Genomic DNA, 7,882 nt, shown 5'->3' on the forward strand with positions numbered 1-7,882 from the left:
GAAAGGCCGCTGCGAGACCACCAAGTCGGAGAATAAAATGCAGACGCATGGGGCACTCCCATCGGACGGCACCGGAGGGGCCGTGGTGATGACTGCCCATCAGTCTGAAGACAGACCTGCGTGTTCACTACCTGTCAAACGCAAAGCCGGGGATACCCCAAACCACACCGCGGACAAACGGCCGTGGGCGACTTTTTTTCTGTGAAGTTGCTGGACCTCGGTCCGAGGCGCCTCTGCTGGACGCCCGAGGACATAGCACGGCCGTCGAAGCATCTGTGGCGCACCGCCTTCCAGCGGCCGCCGAATGCTCTGACCACCGTGAGCAATCTGACACGAGACGCCCTCGATGCTGGTCGTAGTGGAAACTGCGCGACAAAGGGCAGGGCCGCGTCCCGCCAACCCGGTGATTAAAGAGGCGATTATTGGTCAACCCTGTGCTTGCCGGAAGCCGAAATGTCGGCGGACTGATAGCCAGGGAGTTAGTCATGAGTCTCCGTGATCATGGGGCGAGCACAGGGGACCCGTTAGCCGCCGATCCGTTCAGCCATGACCCTTTTGACGACGCTCCGCCGTTGCCGGCTTACCCCTCGCCGACGCAACCACACCCCATACCGGCGTCAGGGCCACCGGCGCCGCCCGGCGAGGTCAACACGCTGGCGACGTTGTCGGTCGTTTTCGCATTCGCGTTCGCCCCAGCCGGGGCGGTGCTCGGACACCTCGCGCTGTCGCAGATCAAACGTCTGAAACAGCGGGGCCGAAGGCGCGCCGTGCTCGGCTTGACCCTGTCGTACTTCTTCGTCCTGCTAGCGGCGGTAGTGCTGATCGTGTGGTTGTTGGTCGACGTGAGCAGAGGCAAGGCCGGCCCTGCCGCTAGCACGCCCCCACCGGCACCGAGTATCCGATCCACGGTGATCACCCCGCCGCCGCACGGCCGGCCCAAGGTCAGCGTCGCCGAACTGCGAGTCGGCGATTGCGTGGAAATCCAGAAGAACGAGCCCGATCCAACCAGACCGAATACCGACCAGATCTACATCTATCGCGCGAGATGTGAAGTCCGCGACGGGGTGTTTCAGGTCACGCAAAAGTCTTCCAGCCCGGATCAGTGCTCCAGGGGCGAATACCTGACCAACGACGAGCAAACGATTGTCGCCTGTTTCGTCAAGTTCGGTTCGGCGAGCATATCGAGCTGAACGCGGGCGGGTACGGCCCCGTCCGGCTGTGCGGCAACCACGCTTTTACTAGGCAATTTGGCGGCTAAACTCATTGTGTAAAGAGCCGGCGCGTCGGGTACCACACCGATGTGACGTCAGATACCGACCCGTTCGCTCCCGTGGCCGGCGGCCCGCCAACGAGCTACGGCGTGCCGCCTCCCTTGACGGGATTCGGCGGGTCCGGCAACTGCGGGCGCTACCAGCAGCCTCCCCTGAACACGTACGCGGTGTTGGCGCCGATCCTTGCCGTGCTCGTGCCGCCGGCTGGTGTCGCGGTGGGCCACTTGGCCCTGCCTCAGATCAAGCGCACCGGACAACGCGGATGGTTGGCCGCAGTGTGCGGACTGGCCACCGGCTACCTGATGTGCGCGGTGCTCGCCGGCGTCCTGTTGTGGTTGTTGGCGTCCGGCGGCGACGGCACTCGCACGACCACCGGAGCGTCCGCGCCGCCTGCCGCGTCAACCAGCGTCTTGACGTCGATGGCACCCGCCCCCGCACGCCCCCGCGACAAACTGGACTTGAACCAAGCGGCGGTCGGCATGTGCGTCGAGATCGAAAAGCGTGACGAGAGCAACGAGCTGAACAGTGACGACGCGCTCGACCTCTACCACGTCTCATGCCAGCATCGGGTCGGCGTTTACACGGTCGTTGCGCGGGTATCCGAAGACTCGGAATGTAACTCCACCTATGTGGCGGCGCCCAACGACCATGAGTTCGCGGTCTGCCTGAATCGGTACTGATCGCAGCTCCGGTGCGGGAAACAGCGACCACAACGCCGCCGCGGTCGTGGATCAACCGAACCTGAGGAGGTCACATGGCCGACGTCCACGAGGCGGTTGCCTAATGCCACCGCCCGCGCAACCTGACCCGTTCGACTTCAGCGACTTCGCCGGCCAGGTTCCCGCCGCGACGCTCAACGGCGATTCCCGACATAGCACTGTGCGACAACCACATTCCACTGTGCAGCAAAGCGTTACGGCTACCGCTACCGGCTTCGATCCGTTTGTCGGCCAGCCCGGGGCGGTCCGGGCGCAGACCGCGGGGGACGAGGTTTTCACGGCACCGTCAAGTACTGCTCCGCTGAGTTCTCTGATGCTGGCCGGCCCGCCACTGATGCTGTTTTGCCTTGCTTTCGCAGCCGCGATCTTCGGCGTGGTCCTCTCCGCGGTGGCGATCGCTGGTTCGGCAGTGTTGCCGGCGTTCATCGGCTGGCTGCTGGCTGGCCCCGCCGCTATCGGCATGCTGGCCTGGTTCACTTCTGCCGACACCCGTCGCCGGCTCAGCTCGGTGTATTCGGCCCCCACCTGGCTGCGCAGTGCCTATTGGGCGGTCATCAGTACCTGTGCGTTCGGCATCGGTGCCGCCGCGTGGCAGATCGCCCTGTGGGCCGGAAGACTGTAGGGGCAACCGCGCCATGGGTTTTCGATCACCTCGACTCGCAGCCGCCATGCGCCTTGTGGCTGCCGCGTTGTTGGGAGCCAGTCTGGCGTTCGCCGGCTGGTCCGGAATCGCCCGCGCGGCGCCCAACGACGCCGCGGTCCAGCGCTACGGCGGCTGCCTGGCTTCGCAGAAAGCCGGGGATCTGTTGTTGTTGGTCGACGAATCGGGCAGCCTACAAACCACCGACCCGCACAACGCCCGGGTGCGTGCCGCCAAGTACCTGGTGGACACGCTGGGCCACTACGCGGACTCAACCCACAGCGCGCTCGACGTTGCTGTCGCGGGCTTCTCCAGCGACTACGCCATACGGCGAGACTGGACGTCTCTGAACGGCGCATCCGCCGCCTCGATCGACACGCAGGTGCAGGACCTGGCACAGCACAACAGCGGAGCGGACACCGATTACTGGCTGGCTCTGGACGGGGCGCGCCAATCGCTGGCCGCCCGCGCGCAGGGCGACCCCAACCGCTGCCAAGCGATCGCATGGTTCTCCGACGGCAAGATCGACTTCTCGCAGCGCCCGGGGAACCGGCCTTACGCTCCAGGAGTCGACCTCAACAGCGCCGCAGGCATCACTGAAATGACCCGTCGCGCAACTACTTCCATTTGCCGTGCCGGCGGACTGGCGGACCAATTGCGCTCCGCGCACGTCGTGATGCTCGGTGTCGGGCTGGGAGATGTCTCGGACTTCGACGTGATGTCGGCGATCGCCACCGGCAACGGGCTGGACGGCACCAAGTGCGGCCGTATCACCGATCCCACGCCGGGTGCGTTCTTTCGCGTCGCCAACATCGACCAGATGCTGTTCGCGTTCGACGCGCTCAACCCCGTCCCCGGCGTCAACGACAGCAAGCCCGTCTGCCAACGGCAAGTGTGCCCGGAAGCGCGGCACAACTTCGTGCTGGACCCCTCGGTGCACTCCGTCCACATCCTCGGTTCGGGTGGAGTGCCCGGACTCGTCCCCTACCTCATCTCGCCGTCCGGCCAGCAGCTGCAGCTGCCAGAGCGGGACTCCAAGGCGCAAGCCAGCGTCGACGGTATCCCCGTTACCTATCAGTGGCAGTCGGCGTCCGCGCAGACCATATCCATGCAGGGCGCAGACAACCCGAAATGGCCGGGCCAGTGGGCGATCGTGTACGTCGACACCACCGGGAGCCATCCCGACGCGGTATCCCACGTCGCCATTCACATCGCCACCGACATCTTTCCGGCACTGACATCGGATCCCGGCTCCTGGCATGCCGGCCAAACGGTGAAAGGCGTGACATTCGGACTGGTCGACGCCCAGCGCACGCCGATCGACCCTAAGAGCCTCGCCGGTCAAGCCACCATGTCGGCGGCACTGCGGGTCGGCGACGCCGCGCCGGTGCAGGTACTGAACTCGGTGGACAAGGACGCCATCGGCAAACCCGTCGACGTCGATCTCGCCACGGTGAAACCCGGCCCTGCCACGTTGCGAATGTCGTTGGTCATCACGACAGCTCCGACGCCCGATGCACCCGGCACCACACTCTCGCCGCAACAGGTCGACATGCCGGTGCAGATCCTGCCCAAGGTGGGCCTGCCGGCACCGGGCGCCCGGATCGATTTCGGCACCGTCGAAGGCGCCAAAAGCCCCACCGCCCAGCTACCGATCACCGGCCCGGGATGCGCCTGGATCGCCAACGGCGAACAGACCACGATCGCGGCCGCGCCCGAGGGCATCGGCAACGTCAGCGTGACATCCACCGCCAACGGTCCGGACCGGTGCCTCAAAGTCGCCGACAATGGCAAAGCCGACCTGCCGGTGACCTTGCACACCGACCACAACGGGCACGGCAGCCTCAACGGCACAGTGCCGATTCACATTGCGCCCAAGGACAATTCGGGCCAAGCGCAGACGGTTGACGTGACTTTTATCGCGTCTCTGGTCAATCCGTTGAGCACGACCAACTTCGTGCTGGTTTTTCTGGCGGCACTGCTGCTCGGCCCGGCCATTCCGCTGGCGCTGCTCTACGGGGCGAAGTGGTACGTGGGCAAGATTCCCGGCGCGCCGATGCTCGCCGAGCGCATCCCCGTCGAAGTCGAGGCCGGCGTCGTCCTGCGCGACGGCGAGCCGTTCGAGATGGCCGACACCGAATTGGTGACACCGGTGCGCGGCCTCGCCGGCGGCGCCCGCAACCTGACGGTGGCCGGCGTCGACCTCGCGGCGGTCACCGGGCGCAGCCCATTCGGGCCCGCCCATGTCGCGGTGACGGCACCGGGCTTCCTCAGCGCTGGCTCCGAAATGCCTTCCACCGACAAAACCGGGCTACATGCTGTGCTGCCGCTCGCGGTGCACGGAACCTGGGTTGTGCTGCATGATCCGCGCGGACCCGGCGACCGCGCCGAGGTCCTGTTGATGGTGGCCGGGCAGTCCGACAACGCCCACCGCACAGAGATTTACGCCGACATCGAACGGCGGCTGCCGGACCTGCTGGCTACGCTGCGGCATCGCGGCGCGGAAGCGGGATCGGTGCCCGCAACCGCAGACGGATCCGAGGCTGCGTCGCCGTTCGGTGTCGCCCAGCCATCGCAGGACACCGACGACCCCTTCGGCGATGTCCCGCTCCACGACCACACTGTCAAACCCTTTGGAGGAGAACCCTGATGCGACGCTTCCTGATAGTCGGCTGCGGCGGTTCCGGCGGCGCGACCCTGGCGTACATGATGGATCAGCTGCGGTCGGAACTGCTCACCGCAGGTATACCCGCACTGCCGATGGGATGGCAGTTCGTGCACATCGATGTGCCCAGCGGCGCCGAGGGCGGCCCTGACGGCCTGGCCAACGTCGCCGCCCAAGGTGGCACCTACATCGGCGCCGGGCCACAGGGCAGCAGCTACGCCATCCTCGACAGCGCGCTCTCGCATCGCCTGGGCGCCGAATCCGCCCTGGACACGATCGCCACCTGGGCACCGCGCCAGCCCGACGGCGTGACGAATCCGATCTCGGCGGGAGCGGGCCAGTACCGCGCGATCGGCCGGATGCTCACGTTGAGCAAGGCCGGCGAAATCCGGTCCCGGCTGCAGAACGCATGGGATCAGCTGTTCCGGGTCGAGGCGATGTCCCAGATGGCCCAGATCGACGTCCCCGGCATGGGCGACTTCGATCCCAATGAGCCGCCGTTGGTGCTGGTGGTGTCGTCGATGGCCGGCGGCGCGGGAGCCTCGATGGCACTGGACATCTGCCGGCTCTTGACGCTGGTGTCCGGCCTGGATCCGAAGCTGATGGGCGTATTCATGGTGACGCCGGACATTTTCGAGTCGTTACCGGAAAGCGCCCGGGTCGGGACACGCGCCAATGCGCTCGCGTTGCTCGGAGAGATCGTCGCCAGCCAGTCAGGTGCCGCCCGCGAACACGATGTGCGGCTGTTGCGTGCACTGGGCCAGCAATACGGCGAAGGTGACCCGATCCCGTTCGCCCGGGTATTTCCGGTCGGCCGCTACGTCGGCGCGGACCGGACCTTGTTCGGCGACGGCTCCCAGAACGCTGTCTACCGCGGCCTGGGCCGCGGCTTGGCGGGGCTGATGATGAGCGGCACGGCCAGCGAGCAGTTCGTCTCCTACGACCTGGGAAACACCGCCTCACCCGTCGGGGATCGCGACCTGCTCGGCTGGGGTAATAACGTGTGGGATCCGTTGCCCTGGGGCACTTACGGCTTCTCGAGCTTGTCAATGGGCCGTGACCGCTACGCCGAGTACGCCGCACAACGGTTGGCCCGCAGCTGCGTCGACAAACTGTTATTCGGCCACCTGCAGCCGGGCAATCCTGCGTCGGCGACCGAACAGCTCGACTCGCTGCTCGATAGCCAGTGGGCCGCCATCTGTGAAGATCTCCGCCTGCCGGCCTCATCGGGGGACGACACCAACCGCATGCGCGTGCTGGGTAATTGGATCACCACCACGGCATTCCCGGCCCGCCAGGTCGGCACGGTGGTCGGGTCACTGCTCGACCGACAGCTGCGCGGCTATCTGCCCAGCCCCGAAGGGATGACCGCCGAGCAATGGGTGCCGATCTTCCAGCAGGCGGTCGCCAACCGACGCGCACCCCTGACCCGGGCGATCGCCGACGCGGCCGGCGGGCTGGCCTTCACCTGGCATCGCGAGTTCGCCGACCGCGTCGATGCGCTCGTGACCCACGCCGTCGCACACTTCAGTCTGCCGTATGCCCGCGGCGCGCTCGAGATGGCGCGACGCTACATCGACGACGAACTCGCTACTGCCATGCAGGATCTGAGTACGACCGGCTCGAAAGACCTGCTTGCGCTGCCGGACAACGTGGACGCCGCCCTGACGTCGATGCGGGGTCTGATGTCCAACACCGATGACGTGCTGCAGACCGCCCTCGACGGGTTCTTCGGCAATATCCGCCGGGCCGTTTACGCCGGCGCAGCCGGCAAAGTCGCCGACGTGCTGAAGGTCATCGGCGCAGAACTGCTCGCGCCGCTGGGCGCCGCTCTTGCTGAGGCACAGGTCATTCTGGAAAACGGCCGGTCTGAACCACCCGCGGACGTCGGGCTCGCGCGATTGGTCACCGATCAGTACGTGGCCTGGCCGTCAGATGCCGACGAGTTGGTGCCCGGGCGGTTCTCCGAAGCCAACAACGAAGTGCTGCTGATCAACTCATCGGAGTTCAAGGCGCGCTACGAACTCGATCTGCCCCAGGCGCTGTTGACCGGTGAGGCGTCACCGCCGTTCTCGGCCGCGGTCGCCGCGAGCACCGCCCGGGTGATCGCAGGACAATGGCCGACCACCGGTGGGATCGCGGCGCCCGACGGGCTGGTGGAGCGCACCGCGAACTGGGTGACCCGCGCCTTCGGTGTCGACCCGGAAACCGGGTCGGCGTTGGTGCCGTCGCTGGGCCAGTACGACATCCACACCCGGCCCAGCGAACTGCTCGCACGCGCCCGGCTGTACGTCAGCCGCCCCGGCGAGGCGTTCCATGAATTCTGTAAGGTGTCGTTGCGGGACTACATCCAAGGGGTGGGCGCAGCGGAGTCGGAGCTGTCGGTTCGCCGCGGCGACATCGTCGCCAAGTTCAAAGATGCGCTCGCTCTGGCCCGACCGCTCGCGAGCGTCAATGACCAGTCACTGCAGACCGTGCATCCCGGACAGCAACTCGAATACCGCTACAAGTTCTCCGACCTGCCGTTCCTGGGGCAGTCGGTCGCACAGGGGCTGGCCGAGGCGCTGCGATCCAATCCGCGGATCGA

At 66.3% G+C, this 7,882-nt stretch carries 5 protein-coding genes; all 5 read left to right on the forward strand.

What is annotated here, in order from left to right:
• Positions 1-485 precede the first annotated feature (485 nt).
• The gene (locus tag AC2VOU_RS16495) at positions 486-1,190 is read left to right on the forward strand and encodes a DUF4190 domain-containing protein (protein ID WP_486958340.1); all 705 of its coding nucleotides are present in this window, start codon (positions 486-488) and stop codon (positions 1,188-1,190) included.
• A 110-nt stretch (positions 1,191-1,300) separates the two neighbouring features.
• Positions 1,301-1,951, forward strand: coding sequence for a DUF4190 domain-containing protein (locus AC2VOU_RS16500; protein WP_486958341.1), 651 nt, complete (start codon positions 1,301-1,303; stop codon positions 1,949-1,951).
• 103 nt (positions 1,952-2,054) lie between these two features.
• Positions 2,055-2,612 (forward strand): hypothetical protein, encoded by a 558-nt coding sequence (locus AC2VOU_RS16505; RefSeq protein WP_486958342.1) that lies wholly within the window; start codon positions 2,055-2,057, stop codon positions 2,610-2,612.
• A gap of 46 nt (positions 2,613-2,658) precedes the next feature.
• Positions 2,659-5,280: a vWA domain-containing protein gene (locus AC2VOU_RS16510; RefSeq protein WP_486958343.1), complete on the forward strand. Its 2,622-nt coding sequence runs from the start codon at positions 2,659-2,661 to the stop codon at positions 5,278-5,280.
• A partial coding sequence (locus AC2VOU_RS16515; protein ID WP_486958344.1) for a tubulin-like doman-containing protein occupies positions 5,280-7,882 on the forward strand: 2,603 nt, incomplete at its 3' end. The genes AC2VOU_RS16510 and AC2VOU_RS16515, both read left to right, overlap by 1 nt.

It is taken from the genome of Mycobacterium sp. TH-M25 (assembly GCF_057473665.1).

Bases quoted from the DNA above. Each gene is read 5' to 3' on its own strand.
- AC2VOU_RS16505 (WP_486958342.1), top strand. From the start codon at position 2,055: ATGCCACCGCCCGCGCAACCTGACCCGTTCGACTTCAGCGACTTCGCC.
- AC2VOU_RS16495 (WP_486958340.1), top strand. From the start codon at position 486: ATGAGTCTCCGTGATCATGGGGCGAGCACAGGGGACCCGTTAGCCGCC.
- AC2VOU_RS16510 (WP_486958343.1), top strand. From the start codon at position 2,659: ATGCGCCTTGTGGCTGCCGCGTTGTTGGGAGCCAGTCTGGCGTTCGCC.